This is a genomic window from Aeromonas sp. ASNIH7 (genome assembly GCF_002903485.1).
GTDB classification, from domain to species: Bacteria; Pseudomonadota; Gammaproteobacteria; order Enterobacterales; family Aeromonadaceae; genus Aeromonas; species Aeromonas caviae.
This window is the reverse complement of sequence record NZ_CP026226.1, coordinates 2,380,499-2,406,449: the sequence shown is the minus strand read 5'-3', so window position 1 is coordinate 2,406,449 and position 25,951 is coordinate 2,380,499. Positions and strand designations below refer to the sequence as shown.

Genomic DNA, 25,951 nt, shown 5'->3' with positions numbered 1-25,951 from the left:
TCAACTGCTGCACGAGAGCTCGCCCCCGCAATACCAGCCCGGATGCGGAGTGGCGAGATCCTCGTATGCCGGTTGCTCATCATAGGGATGCTGCAGGGCCGCAAACAGCCGCTCGAACGGCGCCATGTCGCCCTGCTCTGCCGCCTCGATCACCTGCTGGGCCAGGGCGTTGCGCAGCACATACTTGGGATTGACTGCATCCATCTGCCCCTTGCGCACGCCATCCTCGCTCCCTTCCCGGGCGAGGCGTGCCCGATAGACCTCAAGCCACCCCTGCCAGACGGCAGGATCCGGCAACAGGGCCAGCAGGCTGGCGGGCCACGCTCCCTCTCGCGTCACCTCACCGAGACGTCGCAGGAAGAGGTGGTAATCCACCTTGTGCGCCGCCAGCAGCCGGAACAACTCGCGGAACAGCGCCGGATCCTCCTCTTCCCACACCGCCAGCCCCAGCTTGGCGCGCATCAGCTCGGAGTAGTGCAACATCAGCTGGTGCTCGTACTGGGCCAGGGCCGACGCGAGCGCGTCGCCATCCACATGGCCGGCCAGCGCCTGTGCCAGCTTCTGCAGGTTCCAGTATCCGACCGCAGGCTGCTGATCCAGCGCATAGCGACCATCCGGATCCGAGTGGTTGCAGACGAAGTCCGGCACATAGGCCTCGATGAAACCGTAGGGGCCGTAATCCAGGGTCAGCCCGAGCAGGGACATGTTGTCGGTGTTCATCACCCCGTGACAGAACCCCGCCGCCTGCCACTTGGCGATGAGCCGCGCGGTGCGGCGCACTACTTCGGCAAACAGCTCGGCGCCATCGGCCAGCTCGGGGAAGTGGTAACGCCGCACATAGTCGATGAGGGCGGGGATCTTCTCCCCCTGCCCGCTCCAGGCGAAATACTCGAAATGACCGAAGCGCAGATGGCTCGGCGCGGTGCGCAGCACGGTCGCCCCGCTCTCCACCTGCTCCCGGTAGACAGGCTCGTCACTGCCCAGCAGCACCAGAGCCCGGGTGGTGGGAATGCCGAGGGCATGCAGCGCCTCGGAAGCCAGGTACTCGCGAATGCTGGATCGCAGCACGGCACGGCCGTCGCCGAAGCGGGAGAATGGCGTCTTGCCCGCCCCTTTGAGGTGCAGGTCCCAGCGGCTGGCATCAGGCGCCAGCTGCTCCCCCAGCAGCAGAGCGCGGCCATCCCCGAGGCGCGGGCTGTAACCACCGAACTGGTGGCCCGCATAGACCTGGGCCACCGGCTGCATGCCCGGCAGGGGCTGCCCCTGGCCGCAACAAGCGAGCCACTGCGCCTCGCTCACCTCCCCGAGCCCCAGCTCACCAAGCAGCGCACGGTTCAGATGCAGCAATCTGGGGCCATGCAGCGGCTGCGGGGCAACGGGCTCGCAAGCCCAAGGGAGTTCGGTGGCAAAAGTGTTGATCAACTTCATGGTGATGGAGGTTGTCCCTGCGTATGCTCGTGTCACTCTTTATACCGCCGTCGGCTCGTCGAGGCTAACAGGCGATCACGATTATTCATTTCAAGGAGAAGACGATGCCAAAGTGGGTCTATACCCTGCCCCTGCTGGCGCTTGCCTGGGGCCATCAGGCCAAGGCGGCCGACATAGACGCAGGCAAGGCCAAATCCGTGGTCTGTGCCGCCTGTCATGGCGCGGATGGCAAGGCGAGCGTCCCGACCTACCCCCACCTCGCGGGCCAGAACCAGGCCTATTTGCTCAAGCAGATGAAAGCGTTCAAGGAGGGTTCCCGTACCGAGCCGCTGATGGTTCCCTTCATGGCGATGCTGACCGAGGCGGACATGGAGAATCTGGCAGCCTATTACGCCAGCCTGAAATAATGCATGGCGCCGACCAACGGGCGCCTTTCCACTGTTTGTTGTGCCAGCCTACTTGTTGTGCCAGCCTACCGGCCTGGGCCTGCAGCGGTCGATGACAAGGTCTACCTGGGCCGACCCTACCGGCGGCAGTAGTCGATGATCAGGTCCATAAAGGCCTCACCGAAGCGCTCCAGCTTGCGGTGACCGACACCGTTGACCGCCAGCATTTCCTCCTCGGTCATCGGCATGAGCTGTGCCATCTCAACCAGGGTGGCGTCGTTGAACACCACATAGGGCGGCACCTCTTCATCCTCGGCGATCTGCTTGCGCAGGGCGCGCAGCTCCTTGAACAGCCGCTTGTCATAGTTGGCGTTGTCGAGCAGGCCGTTGCGCTTCTCCTTGCGACTGGAGATGGGCTGCAGGCGGGGGACTGCCAGTTCAAGCTTCATCTCGCCACGCAGCACGGGTCGAGCCGCTTCGGTCAGCTGCAACACCAGATTGCGGGTGATGTTCTGGGTCAGCAACCCCTTGTGGATCAGCTGGCGGATGACGCTCATCCAGTATTCGTGGCTCTGATCCTTGCCGATGCCGTAGGTCGACAGCTTGTCGTGACCGTGATCCTTGATGCGCTGGTTCAGCGATCCGCGCAGCACCTCCACCACATAACCCACCCCGAAATTCTGTCCCACCCGCCAGACGCAGGAGAGCGCTTTCTGGGCATCTTCGGTGCCGTCATAACTCTGGGGCGGATCGAGGCAGATGTCGCAGTTGCCGCACGGCTTGTCGTTGTACTCGCCGAAGTAGTTGAGCAGCACCTGACGGCGGCAGGTCTGCGCCTCGGCGAAGGCCGCCATCACGTTGAGCTTGTACTGCTCCACCTGCAACTGCTGGGGGTTTTCGATGTTGTCGAGCAGCCGGCGCACCCGGCCGATATCGGCAGGATCGTAGAGCAGCAGCGCCTCGGCCGGGGTGCCGTCACGCCCGGCGCGGCCGGTTTCCTGATAGTAGGATTCGATGTTCTTCGGGATGTCGTAGTGCACCACGAAGCGCACGTTGGGCTTGTCGATGCCCATGCCGAACGCCACCGTCGCCACCACGATCTCGATGTCATCCTTGAGGAAGGCCTCCTGGGTCTGCTGACGCAGCTCCAGCGGCAGACCGGCATGATAGGGTGCCGCCTTGCAGCCGTGACGGGATAGCCGCTCGGCCACCTCCTCCACCCGATTGCGGCTGGAGCAGTAGACGATGCCGCAGTTGCCCTTCTGGCTCTGCACGTAGCGCAGCAGCTGCTCCGCTGCCTTGAACTTCTCCACCAGGCTGTAGCGGATATTGGGCCGATCGAAGCTGGCGGTGTGGATGAAGGGATCGTTCAGTTCCAGCCGGTGCAGCATGTCGCTGCGGGTCGCCTCGTCGGCGGTGGCGGTGAGCGCCACCACGGGCACCTGGGGGAACCACTGCTTGAGCCGTCCCAGCGCCGCGTATTCCGGCCGAAAATCGTGCCCCCACTGGGAGACGCAGTGGGCCTCGTCGATGGCGAACAGGCCGAGGGGCAGCTCCGCCAACCGGTCCATGAACTCGTGCTGCAGCAAACGCTCGGGGGAAACATAAACCAGCTTGATCTCGCCCCGGCGCATGGCGGCAAAGTTCTGGATCATCTCCTCCCGGCTCAGGGCCGAGTTGATGTAGACCGCCGCCACGCCGTTGGCGCGCAGGGTGTCGACCTGATCCTTCATCAGCGAGATGAGGGGGGAGACCACTACCCCGAGCCCGGGGCGCAGCAACGCCGGGATCTGGTAGCAGAGCGACTTGCCGCCACCGGTGGGCTTGAGCACCAGCGCATCGCGCCCCGCCACGATCTGCTCGATGATTTCGAGCTGGCCCGGCCGAAATTGCTGATAGCCGAACACCGCCTGCAGCAGGGCAAGGGGATTCTCTGGCTGGGGGTCAGGCAGGGTTTCGGCAATGGCGGTCATGGGCTCTCCTTTGGGGTCGCCATTCTAAAGCAGCCGCCGCCCACAATAAACCTGCCATTGCGACTGTTAAGGAAGTGTTGCAGACTGGCTGGAGTTTTTACTCGGCTTTGATGACAGGGCGGACTCAAGGAATGAAACAGATGCTCAAGAAGATGGCGCTCAGTGGCATAGCCAACCTGTTCGCCGAAAAAATGCCCTTCAACAAGCTGATCGGCATGCAAGTCACCCACTACGACTTCGACAAGGTGGAGCTGCGCATCAAGATGGAACAGAAGCTCATCGGCAACCCTTTCCACAACATACTGCACGGCGGCGTCACCGCCAGCCTGCTCGATGTGGCGGGCGGCATGATAGTCGCCGCCTCCTGCATCGACGAGTTGGAGGACTTCTCCCCCAGCTATCTCAAGGAGCGCTTCTCGCGACTTGGCACCATCGATCTGCGGGTGGACTATCTTCGTCCCGGTCGCGGCAACGAGTTCATCGCCACCGCCCACATCATCCGGGCAGGCAGCAAGGTCGCAGTCGCCCGCATGGAGCTGCACAACGAAGAGGGCACTCACATCGCCTTCGGCACGGGGACCTACCTCGTCGGCTAATGGTTTTTATTGCATAAAAAGTGCGCTTCTAAGCTGATTTTAATCATTAGAATTCTTACCCCCTCCTCCGCTCAGGGTCCATACTGAAAGTCGGGATTCTGTGCAGAGGGAGGATTGCAGACGATGAGCGCGATACTGGCTACCCAACCATCCAGAGCCTTGCTGACACGACTTGAGGCCATGCGCGAAGAAGTGCAGACCCCAGAGTGCCGTCACTGGTTGGAACAGGAGCTGGAGGGGTATTCTCTCTGTTCACCCCTGCCCTGGTATCGCATCATTGCCTGTCGGCAACGCGGTCACTTCCTGAATCTGAAGACGGGAAAATATCTGACTTGCCATATCGGCAGCCAAACGCTAAGCCAACGCGACCTGGCCCAAGTTCAGTTCATCTATGCCCGTGAACCCGCCGCCCACTATTTACTGCGTCACGATTCCCATATCGAGCCCTGGCCGGAATCGCTGCTGGAAGCGTATCGAGAGCAGCTGATCCCTGGTCATCTCTGCCTGCAAGCCTGGCATGAGCCCGTGTCTTCGCTGCGTTCACAACTGATGGAGGGAATAGCACATTTCATTAGTGAGTACCCCAAGCATGCGGCCCTGCAAACCCAACACGGTTTCAAGGCATTGCGGCATCAACACTGGCATATCTGAATGAGCGCCTGGGGCGCAAGGAGGGCACCATCGACAAGACCCACAACGAGATTGTCACAATCTAGAGTGCCGGAGTCAGGATCAGACTCCACCAGTGGGGCCACCGAGCGGTGGCCCTTTTAGTTGGGCAAATGAGGAAGATCGGAGCAGCAGCTGCAGCAATCGACAATGGAAATGTCAGCTTTGCTTCAACAGACCAAATGCGAAAAGGCCGCTCATTGAGCGGCCTTTTCAAATGTGGTCGGTGTGAGAGGATTCGAACCTCCGACCCCTTCGTCCCGAACGAAGTGCGCTACCAAGCTGCGCTACACACCGATGTCTGCGGGGCGAGAATTTACCGAAAGCCCCGACCCGACACAAGCCTTTTTTTGCATTCACTCTAAAAAAATGGCTTTACGCTCAATAATTCAGCGAGTAGCAGGAAAAATCGCCCACAAGGTATCTTTCCGCCTGCCTTCAGTCCTGTCGAGGCAACCTGAACTCGGTCGGCCCCAGCAAACGCCGGCTCCAATCCGCCACCACTCCATGTTCCAGCCAATGAGCCGCATGCTGGCGCCAGTTGGGAGAGAGCGCCGGGTTCTCCAGCAGCAGTTGCAGCTCTTCCTCGTTGCGGGCCTGGTTGAACAGGATGTCGGCGGTGCGCTTCACCGTCAGCTCAGGGTAGGGTCTGTCCACCAGTGTCAGCTCCCCCTGCGGATCCACCCTTCCCTCTTCCAGCACCCGCAGCAGCCAGCCACAGCGACCACTCAGCTGCATCACCTGGGAGAGCTGGCCATAGCCAAAGCGCTGGTTGAGCTTGAAACAGGGGGATCTGGGCTGGCTTATCTGGATCAGCGCCTCTCCAAGTCGATAGACATCGCCGATGCAAGCCTGCACCTCCGTCAGCCCCGAACCAGAGAGATTCTCGCCAAAGGCGGCAGGCTGCCAGGGTGTGCGCGGTACAGGCAGTCCCAGCGCGGTTTGCCAGGTTTTCCACCAGGCGTAGTGCTCCGCAGGGTAATGGTGCAGGGCCCGATCCGGGCCGCCATGATGGCGTCCGTCGCTCTGCTCATCCCCGCGAAGGCCGAGGAAATCGCACCACAGAGGGGCGTCGGCAGGCTGCTTGTGGATGGCACTGATGAGGCCGGGGGCCTGCTCTGGGTTCAGTTCGGCACTCTGGCCGATGAAGAGGGAGATCCGCATTCCATTCTCCTGACGGATGGGGGAATGCGGATCTTATCACGGGGCAGGTCAGGCAACTGCCTGCATCTGGGTGGTCATGGCGATTTCGGCACGGCGGCGTTTCTCCGCCCGGGCCATCAGATACCAGCTACCGAAGGTGAACAGGGATACCGACAGCAGGATCAGGCTCGCGATGGCGTTGATCTCGGGCTTCACGCCGAGGCGCACCGCCGAGAACACTTCCATCGGCAAGGTGGTCGAACCCGGGCCGGAGACGAAGCTCGCCAGCACCAGATCATCCAGCGACAGGGCGAACGACATCATGCCACCCGCCGCCAGCGACGGGGCGATCATCGGGATGGTGATCAGGAAGAACACCTTCCAGGGCTTGGCACCCAGGTCCATGGCCGCCTCCTCGATGGAGAGATCCAGCTCCCGCAGCCGCGCCGACACCACGATCGCCACATAGGCGGTACAGAAGGTGGTATGTGCTATCCAGATGGTCAGCATGCCCCGCTCCGCGGGCCAACCCACCAGCTGGGCCATGGCCACGAACAACAGCAGCAGGGAGAGACCGGTGATCACCTCGGGCATCACCAGCGGCGCCGTCACCATGCCGCCGAACAGGGTCCGGCCACGGAAGTGAGGGATCCGGGTCAGCACGAAGGCCGCCACCGTCCCCAGCGCCACCGCCGCGATGGCGGTGTAGAAGGCGATCTCCAGGGAGCGGAACACGGACCCGATCAACTGTTTGTTGTCGAGCAGGCCGAAGTACCACTTGAGCGACCAGCCTCCCCACACCGTCACCAGCTTGGAGGCGTTGAAGGAGTAGATGACCATGATGATCATGGGCAGGTAGATGAACAGCAGCCCCAGCCACAGCATCAGCTTGGCAAAACCGAAACGTCTCATGCCTTGCCCTCCAGCTCTTTGGCCTGGTTGCGGTTGAACAGGATGATGGGAATGATCAGCACCGCCAGCATCACCACCGCCAGGGCGGAGGCCACCGGCCAGTCACGGTTGTTGAAGAACTCCTGCCACAACACCTTGCCGATCATCAGGGTCTCCGGGCCACCCAGCATCTCGGGGATGACGAACTCGCCCACCACCGGGATGAAGACCAGCATGCAACCGGCGATGATGCCGTTCTTGGAGAGTGGCACCGTGATCTGCCAGAACCGGGTCAGGTTGCGGGCACCCAGATCGGAGGCCGCCTCCAGCAGGCTCTGGTCGTGCTTGACCAGGTTGGCATAAAGCGGCAGCACCATGAACGGCAGGTAGGAGTAAACGATGCCGATATAGACCGCCAGGTTGGTATTGAGGATCTGCAGCGGTTCGTCGATCACCCCGATGCCCAGCAGGACACTGTTGAGCAGGCCGTTGTTGCTGAGGATCCCCATCCAGGCGTATACCCGGATCAGGATCGCCGTCCAGGTCGGCATCATGATGAGCAGCAGCAGAACGGTCTGGGTCTCCTTGTTGGCCCGCGAAATGGCGTAAGCCATGGGATAACCGATCAACAGGCAGAGCAGGGTGCTGACCAGGGCTATCTTGAGGGACCCCAGATAAGCCGCGATATAGAGCTCATCCTCCTGCAGCAGCAGGTAGTTGCCCAGGTTGAGCAGTATGGTGAGCTGATTGTCTGCCCAGCTCACCACGTCCGTGTAGGGCGGGATGGCCACGTCCGCTTCGGCGAAGCTGATCTTCACGACGATGATGAAGGGCAGCAGGAAGAAGAGGAACAGCCAGAAGAAGGGGATACCGATGACCAGCTGCCGCCCTCCCACCTGTTTGAGTCGTCTCAATGCCTTCATGATTGCAGCACCACGCCGCTGTCATCTTCCCAGTAGAGGAACACCTGGTCATCCCAGGTCGGCCGTTTGCCGTGGCGTTCGGCATTGGCGATGAAAGCCTGAACGATTTTGCCCGAGGGCAACTGGATGTGATACACGGAATGGCCGCCCAGATAGGCGATGTCATAAACCTCGCCCTTGGTCCAGTTGAAGTCCGGATGCTCGATCTCTTCCGGCTTTTGCAGGCTCATCAGCAGTTTTTCCGGACGCAGGGCATAGGTGACCTTCTTGTTCTCCGCCCGGGAGCTGATGCCGTGACCCACATAGATGGGCTGCTCCAGATCCGCACAGGCGATGATGGCGTGGTCCTGCTCATCCTCCACCAGCAGGCCGTCAAACAGGTTGACGTTGCCGATGAACTCGCACACCAGCCGACTGGCCGGGGTCTCGTAGATGTCCATCGGGCTGCCGATCTGCTCGATGCAACCGAGGTGCATGATGGCGATCCGCTCGGCCATGGTCATGGCTTCTTCCTGATCGTGGGTCACCATGACGCAGGTCACGCCCACCCGCTCGATGATCTCGACCAGCTCGAGCTGCATGGTGGAGCGCAGCTTCTTGTCGAGCGCCCCCATGGGCTCATCCAGCAGCAGCAGCTTGGGACGCTTGGCCAGGGAACGAGCCAGCGCCACCCGCTGACGCTGACCACCGGAGAGCTGGTGCGGCTTGCGGCGGGCGTACTGGGTCATCTGCACCAGCTTGAGCATCTCTTCCACCCGGGCATCGATCTCCGCCTTGGGCAGGCCATCCTGCTTGAGGCCGAAGGCGATGTTCTGGGCCACCGTCATGTGGGGGAACAGGGCATAGGACTGGAACATCATGTTGATGGGGCGTTCATAGGGCGGCATGTCGGTAATGTCGACGCCGTCGAGGAACAGCCGTCCTTCCGTGGGTCGCTCGAACCCGGCCAGCATCCGCAGCAAGGTGGACTTGCCGGAGCCGGACCCACCCAGCAGGGCGAAGATCTCGCCCTTGTGGATGTTGAGAGACACGTTGTCGACCGCCAGCGTTTCGTCGAACTGCTTGCTTACCCTGTCTATTTTGACCAGCACTTCTTTACGCTGCTGGCTGCCCTCGAGGGCTTTCTTGTAGGCACTGGAGGCTATCGCCATTACCAAACTCCCAAAGGTGATTCCGGCCTGGGCCGATCCATCAATACAATCTGGCGCCCCGGGATGGGCGCCAAGGTTAGGTTCCGGATTTGATCTTGGTCCAACTCCGGGTGATCAGGCGCTGCACCGAGCGGGGATGTGCTTCCTGCACATACAGACGCTCAAGCACCGCCTGGGGGGATAGACAGACTCGTCCTCGCGCACGGCCTTGTCCATGAACTCTCCCGCCTTGATGTTCGGGTTCGCGTAACCCACATAGTCGCTCACCTTGGCGATGACCTGCGGTTCGAGAATGTAGTTGATCAAGGCGTGAGCCTCTTTCACGTTGGTGGCATCGGCCGGGATCGCCATCATGTCGAACCAGAGATTGCCACCCTCCTTGGGGATGCTGTAGGCAATATTGATCCCCTTGCCCGCCTCCTCGGCCCGGGACGCCGCCTGCAGGATGTCGCCGGAGAAACCCGCCGCCACGCAGATGTTGCCGTTGGCGAGGTCACCGATGTACTTGGAGGAGTGGAAGTAGGCCACGTAGGGGCGCACCTTGAGCAGCTGCTCTTCGGCCCGCTTGATATCCGCCGGCTCATGGCTGTTGGGGTTGAGCCCCAAGTAGTTGAGGGCAGCCGGGATCATCTCGTCCGCCGAATCGAGGAAGGCCACGCCGCACTGGGAGAGCTTCTTCATGTTTTCCGGCTCGAAGATGGTCGCCCAGGAGTCAATCTTGTCGACACCCAGCACTTCCTTGATCTTGTCGACGTTGTAGCCGATGCCGTTGGTGCCCCAGAGGTAGGGCACGGCGTACTGATGGCCCGGATCCACCTTCTCGAGCTGCTTGAGCAGCATGGGGTCCAGGTTGCTCAGGTTTGGCAGCAGGGTGAGGTCCAGCTTCTGGAAGGCCCCCGCCTTGATCTGCTTGGCCAGGAAATTGTTGGAGGGCACGACCAGATCGTAGCCGGTGCGTCCGGTCAGCAGCTTGCCTTCCAGCGTCTCGTTGGAGTCAAACACGTCGTAGACGGTCTTGATCCCGGTCTTCTGCTGAAAGTCACTGAGGGTGGTCTCGCCGATATAATCGGACCAGTTGTAAAAATGAACCACAGGGGCTGCCTGGGTCAGATTTGCAAACCCCAGGGTCAGGGCCAGCGTTGCCATCTTGGTCATGTGCACTTATCAGTCCTCATTTGTGTGATTTTGCCAGTCGCGCATCCATACGCGCCGTCCAACCTGTCGGGTGGTCACCACCCTCCCGGCCGAACTGCGGACCGGGAGGGGTACTCGTCACTCTTACTTGCCTGACTTGATCTTGGTCCAGCTGCGGGTCATCAGACGCTGCACCTTGGCCGGCAGATCCGGGAAGGTGTAGATCTTCTTGAGGGTATCCGGCGTCGGGTAGATACCCGGGTCGGTACGGATCGCCTCGTCCACCAGCGGCGTGGCCGCCTTGTTGCCGTTCGGGAACTGCACCACGTTGGTGATGTTCGCGATCACGTCCGGCTTCATCAGGTAATTGATGAAGGTGTGGGCCGCCTCGACGTTCTTGGCATCCGCCGGGATGGCGATCATGTCGAAGAAGCTGCCTGCCCCCTCTTTCGGAATGGTGTAAGTCAGGCTGACACCGTTCTTGGCCTCGGCGGCACGCGCCTTGGACTGCTGCAGGTCACCGGAGTAACCCACTGCCACGCACAGGTTGCCGTTGGCCAGATCCGAAATGTACTTGGAGGAGTGGAAGTAAGCGGTATAGGGACGGATGGAGAGGAACAACGCCTCTGCCTTCTTCAGCTCGTCCGGCTTCTGGCTGTCCGGCTTGAAGCCCAGGTATTGCAGGGCGGCCGGCAGCATTTCGGTCGGCGAGTCGAGGAAGGAGACACCGCACTCCTTCAGCTTGGCCATGTTCTCCGGCTTGAACACCAGATCCCAGGAGTCCACCGGGGCATCGGCCCCCAGCACGGCCTTCACCTTCTCGGCGTTGTAGGCATAGCCGATGGTGCCCCACAGGTAAGGGATGGAGTATTGGTTGCCCGGATCGCTCGGTTCGAGCGCCTTGAGCAGGTCGACGTCCAGGTTCTGCCAGTTGGAGAGTTTGGACTTGTCCAGCTTCTGGAAGACACCTGCCTTGATCTGCTTGGCCAGGAAGGGGTTGGACGGTACGACGATGTCATAGCCCGACTTGCCTGCCAGCAACTTGGCTTCCAGCACTTCGTTGCTGTCGAACACGTCGTAGACCACCTTAATGCCCGTCTCCTTCTGGAAGTTTTCCAGCGTATCCGGCGCGATGTAGTCGCTCCAGTTGTAGACGTGCAGCACCTTCTCGTCGGCCATCGCCCCGGTACTCATCATGACCAGCGCCACGGAAGCAGCCATCATTCCCTTTTTAAAAGACATAGTCCTTGTCTCCTAAGCAAATTGTATGCGTAAGCCAACCTGCCCGGTTCCCGCCTATTCCCGCAGCTTTGCAGCCGTCAGGTCCAGACTGAGCCTGGCCAGTTTGACCAATTCATCCACCTGTTCCTCGGTGATCACCAAGGGGGGCGATATGATCATGGTATCGCCGACAGCCCTCATCACCAAGCCATTGTTAAAACAGAACTCCCGACAGGTCATCCCGGCATGGAGCTCGGCCGGGAAGCGACGTTTCGTCTGCTTGTCCTGCACTATTTCCAGCGCGGCGACCAGGCCTTTTCCACGGGTTTCCCCCACCAGCGGATGGTCCGCCAGCTCAGCCCAGCGGCGCTGCAAATAGGGGCCGATACTATCATGAACTCGCTTAACTATGCTCTCCCTTTGCATAAGCTGGATGTTGGCAATGGCCACGGCGCAGGCGACCGGATGGCCGGAATAGGTGAAGCCATGGTTGAACTCCCCCCCCTCTTCCACCAGCACCCTGGCAACCCTGTCCCCCACCATCACGGCGCCCATCGGCAGATAGCCGGAGGTAATGCCCTTGGCCAGGCACATGAGGTCGGGTTTGATGCCAAAACCTTCACTGGCAAACCAGTGACCGGTGCGGCCAAAGCCGCAGATCACCTCGTCGGCGATAAGCAGGATGCCGTACTGGTCGCAGATGCGCTGGATCTCGGGCCAGTAGCTCTCGGGGGGAATGATGACCCCCCCCGCACCCTGGATAGGCTCGCCGATGAAGGCGGCCACCTTGTCCACCCCCAGTGCCAGGATCTTCTCTTCCAGCTGGCGGGCACGGGCCAGACCGAACTCGTGGGCGCTCATGCCCTCTCCCTCACCGAAGTGATAGGGCTGGTCGATGTGGACTATGCCCGGAATGGGCAAGCCGCCCTGGGCGTGCATCCCCTTCATGCCCCCCAGACTGGCCCCCGCCACGGTGGAGCCGTGATAGGCATTGTGGCGGCTGATGATCACCTGCTTGTCAGGTTGTCCCTTGCTGGCCCAGTAGTGGCGCACCATGCGCAGCACGGTGTCGTTGCACTCGGAACCCGAGCCGGTGAAGAAGACGTGGTTGAGGTGGGAAGGCGTGATCTCGGCGAGCAGGGTGGCCAGCTCGGCAGCAGGGGGGTGGCTGGTCTGGAAGAAGAGGTTGTAGTAGGGCAGTTGCTGCATCTGGCGGGTGGCGGCATCCACCAGCTCCTGACGGCCGTAGCCCATGTTGACGCACCACAGACCCGCCATCCCGTCCAGAATGCGCTTGCCTTCGGAGTCTTCCAGATAGACGCCTTCGGCCTTGGTGATGATGCGACTGCCCTTCTTGTTCAGGGCCTGAAAATCGGTAAACGGATGCAGATGATGGCTGGCTTCCAGTTGCTGCCACTCACGGGTGGTGTGCTGCATTGCTTGCTCCTCGGTTCCTTCGATTCGGCGAATCTTGTCGCCATTCATGAGGGCACGGGTGGCCTGCCCGGTCACTGCCATTCACGGGGCTGGCACTCTCTTGCCTGCTCGATGCCTTTCCATGGGGCGAACATCGTCGCCAGTTGATTGCAGGTGACGCCCCTCTCCATTGCGAGAGCGGGCCTCACCTATACTCGGTGCCTTCCGGGTCGCGGGCGCCGCCGCGAGACGGGCCTTCGGCACCTTGCTTGCGATATGACGGGGAGAGGCCTCGCCTCCCCCGGGGACAGATCAGACGTTCAGCAACAGGAATTCCCGTTCCCAGCGGCTGATCACGCCGAAGTAGGTCTCGTACTCCTTGCGCTTGACGGCCACGAAGGCGCGGATGAAGCGCTCCCCCAGCATGTCCTTGATGGGTTCACACTGCTCCAGGTGGCTCAGCGATTCCTCCAGCGAGCGGGGCAGGCTGTAGGGCAGGTCATAAGCACTCGCCTTCATCTCCTGCATGGGTTCGAGCTTCTCCAGCATGCCGAGGTAGCCGCAGGCCAGGGTGGCGGCCAGGGCCAGATACGGGTTGGCATCGGCCCCGGCGAAGCGGTTCTCGACCCGACGTGCGCTCGGTTCGGAGAAGGGGACCCGCAGGCCGCAGGTGCGGTTTTCCACACCCCACTGCACGTTGCGCGGCGCACTCTCGCCAAAGGTGAGGCGGCGGTAGGAGTTGACGTTCGGCGCCAGCAGGGCGGTCACTGCCGGGGTGTATTTCTGCAGGCCGGCGATGAAATGCATGAACAGATCGGAGTTGCCCCCTTCGCTGGTACCAAACAGGTTGTTGCCATCCATGTCTTCCAGGCTCTGGTGGATGTGCATGGCGGAACCCGGTTCGTTGCTCATGGGCTTGGCCATGAAGGTGGCATAGATGCCGTGGCGATGAGCGGCCTCGCGCATGGTGCGCTTGAACAGAAACACCTGGTCGGCGAGATCGATGGCATCCCCGTGCAGGAAGTTGATCTCCATCTGGGCGGCGCCGGATTCATGGATCAGGGTGTCCACCTCAAGCTCCTGGGCCTCGCAGTAGTCGTACATGTCCTCGAAGATGGGGTCGAATTCGTTCACCGCATCGATGCTGAACGACTGGCGGGCCGTTTCCGGGCGGCCGTTGCGGCCCACCGGCGGCACCAACGGATAGTCGGGATCTTCGTTGCGGGTCACCAGGTAGAACTCCAGCTCCGGCGCCACCACCGGCTTCCAGCCCTGCTTCTCGTAGAATGACAGAACCCGGCGCAGCACGGAGCGGGGAGCGATGTCGATGAGCTTGCCGTTGACGTCAAAGCAGTCGTGGATCACCTGGGCGGTGGGCTCCAGCGCCCAGGGTACGAAACGAATGGTGTTGGGATCGGGATAGAGCTGCATGTCCCGCTCCAGCGGGTCTATCATGCTGTCGTCATCCGGGTACTCGCCGGTCACCGTCTGGGTGAAGATGACCTCGGGCAGCCGCATGCCCCCTTCGCGCAGAAACTTGTTGGCTGGAATGATCTTGCCTCGGGCATTGCCGGTGAAATCCGGAAACAGGCACTCCACTTCCGTGATGCGATTGCTCTCCATCCAGCCCTTGATACTGTCCATGTTAAACCCCGACTTTACGGTTGCCATTGTCAAGGGTGTCTAATATAAGGAACACCCTTGTTAAGAAAATGTAATCGACCACACCATAAAAGCCCGTGATAAAGGCCTTTGTCAAGCAGCGGTGTTTAAAAAACTATAAACAACGGCCTGTATAATGACCAGCTCGGCACCAAATACTAAACACTTTGTGTCACGATCAGCCCACTGCAAGCTCGATGCCAACGGCGGCGGGATCTCGTTCGATACTCAGTCAGACCCTGTCGGAGAAGGCCCATTTCTTTGCAAGGGCGCACACTCCTTATCCAATTTCCTTTGCATGTCTGCATTTTTTTGGTACAAGGCCCGCCCTGATTTGCACTCTCCTGCATGGATTTGGTGCAAAACGGGATACAAGGGCTTGGTCTGACGACAGACAGCCCCCATCAATGGGTAACATTGGGAAACTGACTGGTAGCAAACCGTATGTGTGATTTCATGACAGAAGACCAACTGACCTTCTACAAAGGCCAGATCGAGCGACAAATCCTTGAGCTCGAAGAACGTCTCAACTCCCAGGCCAGCCAGGCTATCGCCACCGATACCAACGAGATGGCGGATGAAATTGACCGTGCCAGTGTCGAGGAGGCCCGTCGCCTGGAGCTGAACCGCATCGAGCACGACAAGTTGCACCTGCGCAAGCTGAAAGGGGCGTTGAAGCGGATCAATGAAGGGGATTTCGGCTATTGCGAATCCTGTGGCGACGAGATCTCTCTCAAGCGGCTGCAGGCCCGTCCCGAGTCCCGCTTCTGTGTTGAATGCCAGAGCACCAAGGAATTCAACGACACTCACGTGTTCCGTCGCGTCGCCTGATGCGGCGAACAAGCCCGGCCTCGGTACGAGCCGGGCACAGGGCAGGCCATGCCCGAAGATGACGCGGCCGGGTGATCCCCGGCCCCTTTCACAGCAAGAGCGTGACAACTTCTGTTAGACTCCGGGCAAGTCCCGGATCCTACAGGAGATCAAAGCGTGAAATGGCTCATCAGGCTGTGCTTGTGCCTGCCATTGCTGGCACAAGCACAGACGCTCACCGTCAAGGTCCCCAGCCGACCGATCAACGATCTCGACAACGAATACCAGCTCAAGCTGCTGGAACTGGCGCTCAACCACGCCGGGCAGCCCTACAAGCTGGAGCGGGTCGACCTCAATCTCAACCAGTACAGCCTCCAGCAGGCGCTTGCCAAGGGCAAGGTCATCAATGTGTTCTGGATGGGTACCTCCAGCGCGCTGGAATCCTCCCTCACCGCAGTGCCAATCCCGCTGTTTCGTGGCCTGGAAGGGCTGCGCCTCTCCTTCATTCACGCCGATGCCCAGGAGCGGTTCAACCAGATCAACACCCTGGCAGACCTCAAGAAACTGAAAGCCGCACAGGGGGTGGGCTGGGCCGACAACAAGATCCTGGAACTGGCAGGCATTCCCACCTATGCCGGGCGCTACAGCAACCTGTTTCGCCTGATGAATGACGGCGACAAGCTGGACTTCTTCCCCCGTGGTCTGGTGGAAATCTTCGCCGAACGCAGCGAGCTGGCGGCACAATATCCCAACCTGGTGATCGATCAGCACCTGCTGATCCGCTACCCCTTCGCCGAGTTCTTCTTCGTCAGCCCGGAGTCGCCGAAGCTGGCCAAGGCGATCCAGACCGGCCTCGAGCGTGCCTATGCCGACGGCAGCTTCATGGCGTTCTTTCGGGAGAACCCCAAGATCCGCGAGGCCCTGGCCAGCGCGAATCTGGAGCAGAGAGTCACCATCGCCCTGCCCAATCCCGACATGACCCCCTTGCTCAAAAGCATTCCGGCCCAATATTGGGAATATCCACCGTCGCAGGAGTAAACGGACACGATATCCGGCGTTGAGAATATCCACCGCTGCGAGCATAAACGGACACGGTATCCCGGCGTTGGGAATATCCGCCGCCGGGAGCGTGATCAGCCGCGGGTCATCCCATCCGGTGGGCGCAGCCCGCCGCAGACGCACAGGAACGCGAGGTCGCCCGGCCTCAATACGCGCACCAGGGAGGTGCCATGAAACGACTGGATGACTGGTTTCGCGACTACGGCCAGAGCCATCAACACCCCGTCAATGTGGCCATCCACAAGGTGGCGGTGCCAGGCATCTACCTCTGCATCCTGGCACTGCTCTGGTGCCTGCCCGCTGGTCCCCTGCCAGCGTCCCTCAACTGGGCGGAGCTGGCGGCCATCCCGGTGCTGGTCTTCTACCTGCGGCTGTCGTTGACGATCTTTACGGGGATGACGGCCCTGACCGCCCTGGGGCTGGCCTTCTGCCACGTCTGGCAGGGGCCGCTGCTGTGGCCTGCCCTTATCGGGTTCGTGCTGTTCTGGATAGCCCAGTTCGTCGGTCACCATATCGAGGGGAAACGCCCCTCCTTTCTCACCGACCTGCAATTTCTGCTGGTAGGCCCCGCCTGGGTGCTGGCCAGCCTCTATCGTCGTTTGGGCATCCCTTTCTGAGGGAGGCCAACAGGAGAGACCATGAGACATCTTCAGACCCTTGCTCGCACCCTGCCCCTGCTGCTGGGGGCACTGATGGCCGGCCCGGTGCTGGCCGACAAGGCCGATCCCGTCGGCGAGGTGAGCACCGCCTTCAAGCTGCTCGGCCCCAACCACAAGATCCTGGTGGAGGCGTTCGACGACCCTAAAATCGCCGGTGTCGCCTGCTATCTGGCCCGCCCCAAGACCGGCGGCGTCAAGGGCGGACTCGGGCTGGCGGAAGATCCCTCCCACGCCTCCCTCTCATGCCACCAGATCGGCCCCATCACCCTGCCCGCCAAGCTGAAGGCGGGGGAAGAGGTGTTCGACGTCAGCACCTCGCTGGTGTTCAAGGAGCAGAAGGTGGTGCGTTTTTACGACGAGAAGCGCAATGCCCTTGTCTATCTGACTTACAGCACCAAGTTGGTGGATGGTTCGTACAAGAGTGCAGTGAGTGCCGTCCCCATCATGCCCTGGGGTTGAAACAGCACCACTTATCCCGTGATGACGGCCACTATTTGTTGTAATTTAACCACATCATTATCTACGGAGAGCGCACCATGAGAGTCGCCGTTTTCAGTACCAAGAGCTACGACAAGGAACATTTCCACCAGGCCAACGCCCAGTACGGTTTCGATCTGGAGTTCTTCGACGTGCGGCTGGAGGCCAAGACGGCCCGTCTCGCCCACGGCTTCCCCGTGGTCTGCCTGTTCGTCAACGATGATGCCGACCGCGAAGTGCTGACCGAGCTGGCGCAGTACGGCACCAGGGTCATCGCCCTGCGCTGCGCCGGTTACAACAACGTGGATCTGGCCGCCGCCAAGGAGCTGGGACTCAAGGTGGTGCGGGTGCCTGCCTACTCCCCCGAGGCCGTTGCCGAACATGCGGTGGGCCTGATGATGACCCTCAACCGCCGCATCCATAAGGCGTATCAGCGCACCCGGGACGCCAACTTCTCCCTGGAGGGGCTGGTGGGCTTCAACATGCATGGCCGTACCGCCGGCATCATAGGCACCGGCAAGATCGGCATCGCCACCTTGCGCATCCTCAAGGGGTTCGGCATGCGCCTGCTGGTGAGCGACCCCTATCCGAACCAGGCGGCCATCGATCTGGGCGCCGAGTACGTGGATCTCGACACCCTGTTCCGTCAGTCCGATGTCATCAGCCTGCACTGCCCCCTGTTCAAGGAGAACTATCACCTGCTGAACAAGGAGGCCTTCGCCAAGATGAAGGACGGGGTGATGATCATCAACACCAGCCGGGGCGGCCTGCTCGACTCCAACGCCGCCATCGAGGCCCTCAAGACTGCCCGCATCGGCGCCCTGGGGCTGGACGTCTATGAGGAGGAGGAAGACCTCTTCTTCGAGGACAAGTCCAACGAGGTGATCACCGACGACGTCTTCCGCCGCCTGTCTGCCTGTCACAACGTGCTGTTCACCGGTCACCAGGCCTTCCTGACCCGGGAGGCGCTGCACGCCATCGCCGACACCACCCTCAGCAACATCCAGGCCATCGAGAGCCAGGGCCGCTCAGACAACGAAGTGGAGTGATCCCTGAGACGTTGTCGCCACGCCATTGATCCCGCCGCCGGGTTGTGAGACCCGGCGGCATCGGGTAGGCTACCAGCCCTTTTTTGTACAGGAGTCTGGCCAGCATGTTCATCGGATTTGATTACGGTACCTCCAACTGTGCCGTCGCCGTGATGGAACAGGGCAGCCCCAGGCTGCTGACCCTCTCCGGTTCCCATTACCTTCCCTCCACCCTGCACGCCCCCCACCGGGACGCCATCGCCGGCCTCCTGGCCGAAGGCCTGGCCCCCGTCCAGCAGAGCGAATACCTCAAGCTGCGCGGTCCCGTGGTGACCCGGGCCCAGGCGGTGCGCCGCCAGATGCGCGAAGAGGGACTCATCGACGAGCTGAGCTTCGGCGGTGCGGCGCTGGCGCGCTATCTGGAAGAGCCGGACGAGGGCTACTACATCAAGTCCCCCAAATCCTTTCTCGGGGCCTATGGCCTCAAGGCTCCCCAAATCGCCCTGTTCGAGGACATTGTCTGCGCCATGATGTTGCACGTGCGCCGGGAGGCGGAGCAGCAGACGGGCAGCACCATCCGCCAGGCGGTGATCGGCCGACCGGTCAACTTCCAGGGACTGGCGGGGGAAGAGAGCAACCGCCAGGCCATCGCCATCCTGAGGGAGGCGGCACGCCTCGCCGGGTTCGAGCGGGTGAAGTTCCTCTATGAGCCGGTGGCCGCCGGCTTCGAGTTCGAAGCGCGCCTCACCGAGGATGCGGTGGTGCTGGTGGTGGATATCGGGGGCGGGACCACCGACTGCTCCGTACTGCGCATGGGCCCGAGCCACCGTGACCAGCTGGATCGCAGCGGCGATCTGCTCGGTCACAGCGGCCAGCGCATCGGGGGCAACGACTTCGACATCCGCCTGACCGTGGAGGGCATGATGCCGCTGCTCGGCATGCACGAGACCCTCAAGACCGGCAAGCCACTGCCCCATCCCCTGTTCTGGGACGCCGCCGCCATCAATGACGTCAGTGCCCAGAGCCGTTTCTACAGCCTGGATACCGCACGTCAGTTGCAGGATCTCCAGCTCGACAGCCAGCCGGGCAGCAAGCTCCCGCGCCTCGCCAGCCTGCGGGCCCACAAGCTGAGCCATCAACTGGTGTGGCGCGCCGAGCAGGGCAAAATCGCCCTCTCCGACCACGAGCATAATCACCAGACCCTGAACGAGCTGGAAAAAGGGCTGGAGGCGGCACTCACCCGCCCCCAGCTGGCCAGTGCTTCCGCCCCCTTGCTGGAGAAGATTGGCGAGCTGATGGACGAGGCTATCCTGGCGGCAGGCGTGCAGCCTGACCGGGTCTTCGTCACCGGCGGCAGTGCCCGCTCCCCCCTCATCAAGGCCTTCATCCAGCAGAAACTGCCCAAGGTACCGCTGGAGGGGGGTGATGACTTCGGTTCGGTGGCCTCGGGCCTCGCCCGCTATGCCGAGCGCCTGTTTGCGGACTGAGACGGCCAGGGGAGCCATGGGCAACCGGTAGACAGGTTCGCTCGGGGCGGGTGTTGCCATTTGCCGACACCCCCTCTTCCCCCGGGGCGACAGAAGCGGTCGGGCTCCTCCCCCCTCGCCCTGCCGCCTGGGCCCGGGGACAGGTATGCTTGTCATACCCACCACCGGAGCCCCTTCAATGCCCAGATACCTGCTACTGTTGCTCGCCCTGCTTCTGCTCAGCGCCTGCAGCAGTGCTCCCCGCTTTGCCTCGCAAGACCTGCAACACCATCACTGGGTGCTCGATCGGCTGGATGGCCAGGCCATCGCCAGCCGCCGCAGCAATCCCCCCGACATCGAGATCGGTGAGCACTTCACCGTCAACGGCATCGCCGGTTGCAACCGCTACTTCGGCCAGGGTCACCTCAAGGGGAACAAGCTCTGGGTCACCAGCCTCGGCAGCACCGCCATGGCCTGTCCCCCCGAACTCGATCTGATAGAGCAGGCCGTGCTCGCCACACTGACGGAGGGGGCCACACTGAGCGGTTCCACCCAGACCCTGATCCTCCAGGGAAAACGGCACCGTTTGGAATACAGACTGCAAGACTGGGTGTACTAGGGCTCACAAAACCGCTCGCCAGCAGGAACAACTGGCCAGGCTGTGGCACAATATGAGGCATTGTTAGCAATGGAGGCTGCCTCAGCCATGTCGATGGATCGCCTGTTTGGCAAGATCAAGCAACTGCCCACAATTCCGAAACTGCTGCACGAGCTGATGCAGAGTTTCAACGACGAGAATGCCCGCATCGACGAGATCGCGGCCAAGATCGCCATGGACCAGGTGATCAGCGTCAAGGTACTGCGGATGGCCAACTCCGCCGCCCTGCGCCGTGGCAATGAAATCACCTCCATCGAACAGGCGGTGATCCGCCTCGGTTTCAACCGCCTGCGCTCCGTGGTGGTCGCCTCCGGCATCATCAGCAGCTTCAAGGCCCCCCCCGGCTTTGACAAGCTCCACTTCTGGACCCAGACCTTCCAGGTCGCCACCATTGCCCGCACCCTGGCACAGCAGACCACCTCGGTGGATCCCGAGACCGCCTTCACCTGCGCCCTCATTCACAACATTGGCGAGCTGCTGATCCAGAGCACCCTGCCGGAAGAGGCGGGGCTCATCAATCTGGCCATCGAGAAAGGCAGCAGCCGGGTCGATGCCCAGCGGGAGATGCTGGGTTACGACTATGCCCAGCTCGGCGCAGAGCTGGCGCGGCGCTGGAACCTGTCGCCCGCCTTCGTGGATGCCATCGCCCAGCAGCTCGACCCCCTCTCCCACGATCCGGTCAGCAAGGAGGCCGTGCTCATCCGGCTCGCCGTCTTCGTCTCCTTCGCCTGGCAGGCCGGCGTACCGGCCCAGGCCATCATCGCCCGTTTCCCCAGAACCCTGGCTGACCAGCTGGGGCTGGATCCCGCCAGCCTGGCGGATCAGCTGGAGCAGCTGCACGAACAGGGCAACGCCCTGGCCGATTTGCTGACCCAGTAGATGTACAACGGCCGATCAGCAGGAGCCGGATCCCCGTCTCATTCTGGCGGAACAGCTCGAACACCTGCACGAGCAGGGCAACGCCCTTGCCGATTTGCTGACCCAATAGCGTCACGGCAGACCGCCCAGCCAAGCCGGAAGCACCGTCTCATTCTGGCCGGTCGTCACATACACACGCCCATGGACGGGATAAGATGGCCTGCGCCCATCCCCCATTCCTGAGCCTCTCTGACACAGTAGATACCATGACCCATCCCTTCCTGTTTCACCCCCAGGCGGCACCCTGGTTCAAAGAGAGTGCCGACACCCTGCAGCTCACCCTGTTCAGCGAGCTGGACGCCCCCATCCGCGAGGTGTGGCTGCGCCACGAGCCGGACAACGAGGAGTATCTGGTCGCCATGACGCCGGTCGCCACCCGGGACAGGCTTCAGGTCTGGCAGGTCGAACTGCCGCTGGCCAGGGGGCAGGAGATCCACCTCTACTGCTTCAAGTGCCTCACCGACGAGGAGCAGTGGTGGCTGCACGGGGCAGGCGTCAGTGCCGCCATGCCGCCGCGGGAGCAGCATTTCCGCTTCAACAGCCATCACCAGCCCCCGGCCTGGGTGCAGGATCAGGTGTTCTACCAGATCTTCCCCGACCGATTCTGCAACGGCGACCCGTCGCTGAGCGTCAAGCATCACGAGTACGAGTACAGGGGCAAGGCGGTCATCAGCAAGGCCTGGGGCGAGCCGGTCAGCCGCCACGAAGAGGGGCACGGCGCCTGTGAATTCTACGGCGGGGATCTGGCGGGCATCGACGCCAAGCTGCACTACCTGCAATCCCTGGGGGTGACGGCGCTCTACCTCAACCCCATCTTCGATTCGCCGAGCAACCACAAGTACGACACCCAGGACTACTTCAAGGTGGATGCGCACCTCGGTACCAATGCCCAGTTTGCCGAGCTGACCCGCAACCTGCACCAGCGCGGCATGAGGATCATCCTGGATGCGGTGGTCAACCACACCTCCACCGAGCACCCCTGGTTCTGCCCACCGCTGGGCGCCCAGAGCAACCCGGACTCCCCCTGGCGCAGCTTCTACACCTTCGATCAGGAAGGGGATTATGTTAGCTGGAAAGGGATCCGCAGCCTGCCCAAGCTGGATTTCTCAAGTGAACAGGTGCAGGACGCCGTTTATCGGGCAGACAACGCCATTCTGCGCTACTGGATGCGCGCCCCCTACCAGATCGATGGCTGGCGCTTTGACGTCATCCACATGCTGGGGGAGCGAGGCACTGCCGAGGGCAATCGCGGCCACGTGCGCGCCATTCGCGGTGCGGTGAAGCAGGAGAATCCGGACGCCTACGTCCTCGGCGAGCACTTCTTCGAGGCGAGCCAGTGGCTGCAGGGGGATCAGGAGGACGGCGCCATGAACTACTACGGCTTCGCCCACCCCATCCGCGCCTTCCTGGCGGGGCAGGACATCGCCTATCACCCCATCAAGATCAGCGCCACCGAGCTGGATCACTGGCTCAAGCTGGCGCGGGCCCATATTCCGTTCAAGAACCAGCTGGCCCAGTTCAACCTGCTTGACAGCCACGACACCGCCCGCTTCCTGCACCTGCTGGGGGAAGACAAGCAGCGGATGCGACTCGCCGCCACCCTGCTCATCACCTACATCGGCGTGCCCTCCATCTACTACGGCGACGAGGTGGGGCTCTCCGGCGGCAACGACCCGGACTGCCGCCGCTGCTTCCCCTGGGATACCACCGACTGGGATCACGTGCTGCACGACCACTATCGCCGCCTGATCCAGCTGCGCCGCCAGCGCCCGGCCCTGCGTCGGGGAGACATCCAGACCCTCTACGCCGGCCCTCACAGCTATGTGTTCGCCCGTACCCTGCAAAGCGATCAGGTGGTGGTCGCCTGCAACCGCCACCCCACGGAGCCGCGCACCATCAGCCTGCCCCTGTGGCAGACCGCCAGCCCCGCCAGCCGCTTCACCGATGCCTTCAACGGCGACAAGTTCGAGGTAGTGCAGGGGGAGGTGCAGCTCACCATCCCGGCCAACTCGGCCAGGGTACTGCTGTCGAGCTAGGGATCGCGGCAATAGAAAACCGGCGCTCGGGGCGCCGGTTTTTTTATGCCTGCATCCCCCGAAGTGACGGATGCTGCCTCATCGCTGTTTTTCGATCCAATAACCCTACGCCGCCATGTGTGATGCGACGAATACATCAAACATCATCTCTTCATCAGTAGTTGATGCTGACATAGGGGACTTCGGTCACATCCCACGCCTGCTTGAGGTAGACGGTGAGCACGAAGAAGAAGTTGGCCAGCAGGTTGGCGAAGCGATAGAGGATAGGATCGAAGCGCACGCCGCTCTCTTCCAGGCGTACCAGCAGACGCACCACCTTCTTGCTGCCACAGCGGCACAGGTGCAGGGTGGGAATGGGCTGGGGCCCCTGGGGCAGCACGAAGCCGGTCACTCGGCCGCGACTCGCCTCGTTGTAGTGATCGTACCGTCCCTTCAGCCAGTCCAGATCCTCCTCGAAGATGCCGAGCCGTCCCCGCACCGAGCCGTTGAGGTTGTAGATGAGCCGCTGCAGGGTCGCCAGATCCGCCATCACGGGCCGGGTATCCTCATCCGGCATCAGATGAGAGAGCACGGCCCCCACCTGGCAGCAGAGCTCGTCGGTGGCGATCTCGTAGTCGCACTGGAACTGGGTTTCGAAGATGAAGGGGTAGCAGAGCTCGCGCTTGTCTCTTGGCTTCTTGGGGTTCATGGCATCGCCGGGCTGGGGAAAAGGGCAGTGTGCCAGCCCGGGGACGGGCTGGCAAACACCCCGCCCCCGCCGGCATCACGGGGGCGTCGCCAGACTAGCCGGTCGCCATCTGCTGGCCAAGCAGCCTCATGGCTTCCAGCATCCGCTGGTTGAAGCCCATGAAGCCTGCCCCCTGGGTCGCCCCGTCCTGACCCCGCGCCGCCAGCACGGTGGGCGTCAGCGCCTCTTGCTGGGAAGGGGGCAGCAGGGCGTCGGCCTGCTGCTGCAACCGGCTGAGCCTCGGCAGGTAGTCCGCCAGGGGCTTGAGGCTCTCCTGCAGGGAACTGGCCCCCTGGTAGGTCTGACTCAACTTGGCCGATTGCTTGAGCTTGAGGGAGTAGGAGACCAGCTGGCTGTCATCCAGTTGCAGCCCGTTCAGCCCGTCAGCCAGAGTCTTGCCGTCGCCCCCCTTGAAGAACTGCCCGGCCAGCTCGTCCAGCCCCTTGACCAGGGTGCCGATGGCATCCATCTCGGCACTGTCGAGATCCCCCTCCAGGGAGAAGTCGAAGCTCTGGCTCGACTTGAGGCTGAACTGGCTGCCGCCCCCATCGCTCTGGGACTTGAACTGCCAGCTGTCGCTGAAGCGCAACATCACCTTGTCCCCATCCCGGGTCTCGATCTCGAGGAGGGCCTGCTGGCGGCTGGCCATCCTGGCATCCCCCAGATCCGTCGTCGACACCTTGCCGAAGAACTCCTTCTCGAACTCGTCTAGCCCCTTCTGGATCAGCTTGTAGCTCTGATCCATGCCGGTCTTGATGTCCTCGTTGTCCGCCCAGTCACCGAGCTGCTTCCTGGCGTCACCGAAGCCCTTGTCCACCCCCTTGCGGGCCTGCTCCATCATCTTGGTCAGGTCGTCGTCGGACTTGCCGTCCGCACGGGCCGCGCCTATCCGCCCGGTGACGAACTGCAGCACGTTGTCCGCCACCGACTGGAAATCGAACAGGGTCTCCGGGGTGATCTCCTGGGGTTCCTGCACCTTGGGTGCCTTGTAGCCCTGGCCGTTGATCTCCAGCGCAAATTGCAGCGCCTGCTGGATCAGCACCTGGGCCCATTTCGGGGGCTTGTTCAGGGAGACCTCATCCCCCTTGTCCGCCGTTTTCGACTCCGTCTGTTGAGGCGATTTGGGAGCAATGCCCACTCCCTTGGGTTGGGCTGCGCCCATGCCATCAATTTGCATCATTACTCTCCCGCCTATAGTGGTGGATCGGTTATCGGCCCGACTGGCCACTTCTTGACCACAAAAAATTACATCTAACTAAAACTTAGATTAAAAACTTAGAAAGCCCTTGTATAAAGCAGCCTACAATGACTTTATCTAATTTATGGCCTATTTATCTAATTTTTCACGCTTTTCAAAGGGTTGACTCACGGTGGCAAGCATGAAAAATTAGACAGTTAGCATGCAGAAATTTATCTAAAAAAATTTGAAAAAGATCGCTTGATGGTCATTTCATGTTCAATTGCGATCCACACCTGCCAGATGATGAGAAGTGGGCATGGTGGAGAGGTGAAGGCGTTGC

General features: G+C 61.6%; 23 protein-coding genes, 1 tRNA gene and 1 pseudogene. 12 read left to right on the top strand and 13 right to left on the bottom strand.

Annotated elements, in window-relative coordinates:
* Positions 1-1,428 (bottom strand): protein adenylyltransferase SelO, encoded by a 1,428-nt coding sequence (locus tag C2U47_RS11315; RefSeq protein ID WP_049636067.1) that lies wholly within the window; start codon positions 1,426-1,428, stop codon positions 1-3.
* A 104-nt stretch (positions 1,429-1,532) separates the two neighbouring features.
* On the opposite strand from C2U47_RS11315, the gene C2U47_RS11310 reads away from it, so the two are divergent.
* A complete protein-coding gene (locus tag C2U47_RS11310; protein WP_043153448.1) occupies positions 1,533-1,835 on the top strand; it encodes a c-type cytochrome in 303 nt (100 codons plus the stop codon).
* Between the two features lie 116 nt (positions 1,836-1,951).
* Here the strand turns inward: C2U47_RS11310 and recQ are convergent, their stop codons facing one another.
* A complete protein-coding gene (gene recQ, locus C2U47_RS11305; RefSeq protein WP_049636068.1) occupies positions 1,952-3,787 on the bottom strand; it encodes an ATP-dependent DNA helicase RecQ in 1,836 nt (611 codons plus the stop codon).
* 131 nt (positions 3,788-3,918) lie between these two features.
* Between recQ and C2U47_RS11300 the strand changes: the two genes are divergently transcribed.
* Together C2U47_RS11300 and C2U47_RS11295 are read left to right on the top strand one after the other, a co-directional pair.
* Entirely contained in the window at positions 3,919-4,383 is a 465-nt protein-coding gene (locus C2U47_RS11300; protein WP_039039661.1) for a thioesterase family protein, read from the top strand.
* 123 nt (positions 4,384-4,506) lie between these two features.
* Positions 4,507-5,034: an AbiTii domain-containing protein gene (locus tag C2U47_RS11295; protein WP_010676052.1), complete on the top strand. Its 528-nt coding sequence runs from the start codon at positions 4,507-4,509 to the stop codon at positions 5,032-5,034.
* 238 nt (positions 5,035-5,272) lie between these two features.
* Here C2U47_RS11295 and C2U47_RS11290 read toward each other — a convergent pair.
* The 9 genes and pseudogenes from C2U47_RS11290 to C2U47_RS11250 form a co-directional block, all read right to left on the bottom strand.
* Positions 5,273-5,349 (bottom strand) — tRNA-Pro (locus tag C2U47_RS11290).
* Positions 5,350-5,490: 141 nt separating this feature from the next.
* Complete coding sequence (locus C2U47_RS11285) at positions 5,491-6,216, bottom strand: MOSC domain-containing protein (RefSeq protein ID WP_049636069.1); 726 nt, start codon at positions 6,214-6,216, stop codon at positions 5,491-5,493.
* Positions 6,217-6,264: 48 nt separating this feature from the next.
* Positions 6,265-7,107, bottom strand: coding sequence for an ABC transporter permease subunit (locus tag C2U47_RS11280; protein WP_010676054.1), 843 nt, complete (start codon positions 7,105-7,107; stop codon positions 6,265-6,267).
* Positions 7,104-8,009 (bottom strand): ABC transporter permease subunit, encoded by a 906-nt coding sequence (locus C2U47_RS11275; RefSeq protein WP_010676055.1) that lies wholly within the window; start codon positions 8,007-8,009, stop codon positions 7,104-7,106. Before C2U47_RS11275 ends, C2U47_RS11280 begins: the two co-directional genes overlap by 4 nt.
* The gene (potA, locus tag C2U47_RS11270) at positions 8,006-9,160 is read right to left on the bottom strand and encodes a polyamine ABC transporter ATP-binding protein (protein ID WP_010676056.1); all 1,155 of its coding nucleotides are present in this window, start codon (positions 9,158-9,160) and stop codon (positions 8,006-8,008) included. Before potA ends, C2U47_RS11275 begins: the two co-directional genes overlap by 4 nt.
* 76 nt (positions 9,161-9,236) lie before the next feature.
* Positions 9,237-10,315: pseudogene (locus tag C2U47_RS11265) on the bottom strand (polyamine ABC transporter substrate-binding protein).
* A gap of 123 nt (positions 10,316-10,438) precedes the next feature.
* Entirely contained in the window at positions 10,439-11,536 is a 1,098-nt protein-coding gene (locus C2U47_RS11260) for a polyamine ABC transporter substrate-binding protein (RefSeq protein ID WP_029314872.1), read from the bottom strand.
* Positions 11,537-11,590: 54 nt separating this feature from the next.
* Complete coding sequence (locus tag C2U47_RS11255) at positions 11,591-12,952, bottom strand: aspartate aminotransferase family protein (RefSeq protein ID WP_010676059.1); 1,362 nt, start codon at positions 12,950-12,952, stop codon at positions 11,591-11,593.
* 291 nt (positions 12,953-13,243) lie between these two features.
* Positions 13,244-14,575 carry a glutamine synthetase family protein gene (locus C2U47_RS11250; RefSeq protein ID WP_010676060.1) on the bottom strand — a complete coding sequence of 444 codons (1,332 nt, stop codon included), beginning with the start codon at positions 14,573-14,575 and terminating at the stop codon, positions 13,244-13,246.
* A gap of 462 nt (positions 14,576-15,037) precedes the next feature.
* On the opposite strand from C2U47_RS11250, the gene C2U47_RS11245 reads away from it, so the two are divergent.
* From C2U47_RS11245 to malZ, 9 genes are all read left to right on the top strand, one after another.
* Positions 15,038-15,424, top strand: a complete 387-nt coding sequence (locus C2U47_RS11245; protein WP_010676061.1) for a TraR/DksA family transcriptional regulator — start codon at positions 15,038-15,040, stop codon at positions 15,422-15,424.
* A gap of 156 nt (positions 15,425-15,580) precedes the next feature.
* On the top strand, positions 15,581-16,441 hold the full coding sequence (locus C2U47_RS11240; protein ID WP_010676062.1) for a hypothetical protein: 861 nt from the start codon (positions 15,581-15,583) through the stop codon (positions 16,439-16,441).
* Between the two features lie 191 nt (positions 16,442-16,632).
* Positions 16,633-17,079 (top strand): Mpo1 family 2-hydroxy fatty acid dioxygenase, encoded by a 447-nt coding sequence (locus C2U47_RS11235; RefSeq protein ID WP_043153437.1) that lies wholly within the window; start codon positions 16,633-16,635, stop codon positions 17,077-17,079.
* Positions 17,080-17,100: 21 nt separating this feature from the next.
* Positions 17,101-17,580: a CreA family protein gene (locus tag C2U47_RS11230; RefSeq protein WP_041214236.1), complete on the top strand. Its 480-nt coding sequence runs from the start codon at positions 17,101-17,103 to the stop codon at positions 17,578-17,580.
* Between the two features lie 77 nt (positions 17,581-17,657).
* Positions 17,658-18,647, top strand: coding sequence for a 2-hydroxyacid dehydrogenase (locus tag C2U47_RS11225; protein WP_042864752.1), 990 nt, complete (start codon positions 17,658-17,660; stop codon positions 18,645-18,647).
* Positions 18,648-18,751: 104 nt separating this feature from the next.
* A complete protein-coding gene (yegD, locus tag C2U47_RS11220) occupies positions 18,752-20,113 on the top strand; it encodes a molecular chaperone (protein WP_049636070.1) in 1,362 nt (453 codons plus the stop codon).
* 178 nt (positions 20,114-20,291) lie between these two features.
* Positions 20,292-20,711, top strand: a complete 420-nt coding sequence (locus C2U47_RS11215) for an META domain-containing protein (protein WP_010676067.1) — start codon at positions 20,292-20,294, stop codon at positions 20,709-20,711.
* Between the two features lie 69 nt (positions 20,712-20,780).
* Positions 20,781-21,629, top strand: a complete 849-nt coding sequence (locus C2U47_RS11210; RefSeq protein ID WP_039039670.1) for an HDOD domain-containing protein — start codon at positions 20,781-20,783, stop codon at positions 21,627-21,629.
* A gap of 245 nt (positions 21,630-21,874) precedes the next feature.
* The gene (gene malZ, locus C2U47_RS11205; protein ID WP_029314873.1) at positions 21,875-23,704 is read left to right on the top strand and encodes a maltodextrin glucosidase; all 1,830 of its coding nucleotides are present in this window, start codon (positions 21,875-21,877) and stop codon (positions 23,702-23,704) included.
* A gap of 154 nt (positions 23,705-23,858) precedes the next feature.
* Here malZ and C2U47_RS11200 read toward each other — a convergent pair whose 3' ends face one another.
* Positions 23,859-24,392: an ATP--cob(I)alamin adenosyltransferase gene (locus C2U47_RS11200; protein ID WP_042016441.1), complete on the bottom strand. Its 534-nt coding sequence runs from the start codon at positions 24,390-24,392 to the stop codon at positions 23,859-23,861.
* A 94-nt stretch (positions 24,393-24,486) separates the two neighbouring features.
* The gene (locus tag C2U47_RS11195) at positions 24,487-25,608 is read right to left on the bottom strand and encodes a DUF5610 domain-containing protein (RefSeq protein ID WP_049636071.1); all 1,122 of its coding nucleotides are present in this window, start codon (positions 25,606-25,608) and stop codon (positions 24,487-24,489) included.
* Between the last annotated feature and the right edge of the window lie 343 nt (positions 25,609-25,951).

Coding starts and splice junctions, on each gene's coding strand:
- C2U47_RS11195 (WP_049636071.1), bottom strand. CDS start 25,608: ATGCAAATTGATGGCATGGGCGCAGCCCAACCCAAGGGAGTGGGCATT.
- C2U47_RS11250 (WP_010676060.1), bottom strand. CDS start 14,575: ATGGACAGTATCAAGGGCTGGATGGAGAGCAATCGCATCACGGAAGTG.
- malZ (WP_029314873.1), top strand. CDS start 21,875: ATGACCCATCCCTTCCTGTTTCACCCCCAGGCGGCACCCTGGTTCAAA.
- C2U47_RS11260 (WP_029314872.1), bottom strand. CDS start 11,536: ATGTCTTTTAAAAAGGGAATGATGGCTGCTTCCGTGGCGCTGGTCATG.
- C2U47_RS11245 (WP_010676061.1), top strand. CDS start 15,038: ATGTGTGATTTCATGACAGAAGACCAACTGACCTTCTACAAAGGCCAG.
- C2U47_RS11275 (WP_010676055.1), bottom strand. CDS start 8,009: ATGAAGGCATTGAGACGACTCAAACAGGTGGGAGGGCGGCAGCTGGTC.
- C2U47_RS11235 (WP_043153437.1), top strand. CDS start 16,633: ATGAAACGACTGGATGACTGGTTTCGCGACTACGGCCAGAGCCATCAA.
- C2U47_RS11225 (WP_042864752.1), top strand. CDS start 17,658: ATGAGAGTCGCCGTTTTCAGTACCAAGAGCTACGACAAGGAACATTTC.
- C2U47_RS11280 (WP_010676054.1), bottom strand. CDS start 7,107: ATGAGACGTTTCGGTTTTGCCAAGCTGATGCTGTGGCTGGGGCTGCTG.
- C2U47_RS11210 (WP_039039670.1), top strand. CDS start 20,781: ATGGAGGCTGCCTCAGCCATGTCGATGGATCGCCTGTTTGGCAAGATC.
- C2U47_RS11215 (WP_010676067.1), top strand. CDS start 20,292: ATGCCCAGATACCTGCTACTGTTGCTCGCCCTGCTTCTGCTCAGCGCC.
- potA (WP_010676056.1), bottom strand. CDS start 9,160: ATGGCGATAGCCTCCAGTGCCTACAAGAAAGCCCTCGAGGGCAGCCAG.
- C2U47_RS11285 (WP_049636069.1), bottom strand. CDS start 6,216: ATGCGGATCTCCCTCTTCATCGGCCAGAGTGCCGAACTGAACCCAGAG.
- yegD (WP_049636070.1), top strand. CDS start 18,752: ATGTTCATCGGATTTGATTACGGTACCTCCAACTGTGCCGTCGCCGTG.
- C2U47_RS11310 (WP_043153448.1), top strand. CDS start 1,533: ATGCCAAAGTGGGTCTATACCCTGCCCCTGCTGGCGCTTGCCTGGGGC.
- C2U47_RS11295 (WP_010676052.1), top strand. CDS start 4,507: ATGAGCGCGATACTGGCTACCCAACCATCCAGAGCCTTGCTGACACGA.
- C2U47_RS11200 (WP_042016441.1), bottom strand. CDS start 24,392: ATGAACCCCAAGAAGCCAAGAGACAAGCGCGAGCTCTGCTACCCCTTC.
- C2U47_RS11300 (WP_039039661.1), top strand. CDS start 3,919: ATGAAACAGATGCTCAAGAAGATGGCGCTCAGTGGCATAGCCAACCTG.
- recQ (WP_049636068.1), bottom strand. CDS start 3,787: ATGACCGCCATTGCCGAAACCCTGCCTGACCCCCAGCCAGAGAATCCC.
- C2U47_RS11315 (WP_049636067.1), bottom strand. CDS start 1,428: ATGAAGTTGATCAACACTTTTGCCACCGAACTCCCTTGGGCTTGCGAG.
- C2U47_RS11230 (WP_041214236.1), top strand. CDS start 17,101: ATGAGACATCTTCAGACCCTTGCTCGCACCCTGCCCCTGCTGCTGGGG.
- C2U47_RS11255 (WP_010676059.1), bottom strand. CDS start 12,952: ATGCAGCACACCACCCGTGAGTGGCAGCAACTGGAAGCCAGCCATCAT.